Origin of the sequence: Amycolatopsis sp. SID8362, assembly GCF_010550475.1 — a bacterium.
Taxonomy (GTDB): domain Bacteria; phylum Actinomycetota; class Actinomycetes; order Mycobacteriales; family Pseudonocardiaceae; genus Amycolatopsis; species Amycolatopsis eburnea.
Map to the genome: position 1 here is coordinate 1 of NZ_JAAGNB010000281.1, position 862 is coordinate 862.

2 protein-coding genes are annotated in these 862 nt (G+C 75.2%); one reads left to right on the forward strand and one right to left on the reverse strand.

Annotation, left to right across the window (positions count from 1 at the left end; all coding sequences use genetic code 11):
* Nucleotides 1-467 (forward strand): alpha/beta hydrolase fold domain-containing protein (locus G3I65_RS09100; protein WP_160695696.1); only part of this gene is annotated, 467 nt, incomplete at its 5' end.
* Nucleotides 468-511: 44 nt separating this feature from the next.
* Here the strand turns inward: G3I65_RS09100 and G3I65_RS09105 are convergent.
* A partial coding sequence (locus G3I65_RS09105) for a sensor histidine kinase KdpD (RefSeq protein ID WP_160695697.1) occupies nt 512-862 on the reverse strand: 351 nt, incomplete at its 5' end.

The window sequence follows — 862 nt, forward strand, 5'->3', positions numbered from 1 at the left end:
GCAACCTGGCGGCGGTGGTGGCCCACGCGGCCGCCCGCGGCGAGCTGCCCCGCCCGGCGTTCAGCCTCCTGCTGACGCCGGCGACGGACGCGCTCGGCGCGTCGGAATCGCACCGGCAGTTCGGCTCGGGCTTCCGGCTGGACCGGGACGAGTGGGCCTGGTACCGCGCGCAGTACCTGCGCGACCCGGCTTCGTACACCGATCCGCGCGCGTCGGTGGCGTACGACGAGACCCTCGACGGCCTCCCGCCGACGTACGTGGCGACGTGCGGCTTCGACCTCCTGCGCGACGAAGGCGAGGCCTACGCGGCCCGCCTGGCCGCCGCCGGAATCCCCCTGGTTCACCGCCGCCACGAAGGCCAGCTCCACGGCTTCGCGAACCGCGTCGGCATCGACCCGGACGCCCGCGCGGCCATGCTCCACGCGGCCGGTGTCCTCCGCGCCGGTCTCGCCCTGGCCGGGTCGTGAGTGTTTGGTCGGGTTCTAACCCGACCAAACACTCACGAGGCTTTTCACCCCACCGGCAGGTGCACCGTCACCGCCAGGCCGCCGCCCACGATCGGCTCCGCCGCCACACTTCCGCCGTGCGCCTGGACCGCCGCCCGGACGATCGACAGCCCCAGCCCGGCGCCGTGGCGTGCGGTCCGCGCGACGCCGGCCCGGCGGAACGGCTCGAACAGCTCCGCCACCGTCGCCGGGTCCACCAGGCCGCCCGATGACCGGACCCGCAGCGTCGACCAGCGAGGGCCGGACTGGGTCACGACGTCCAGCCAGCCGCCCTCGACGTTGTGGCGGACCGCGTTCTCCAGCAGGTTGCCCGCGATCCGTTCCAGCAGCGCCGGGTCGCCGAACGCCGGCGCCGG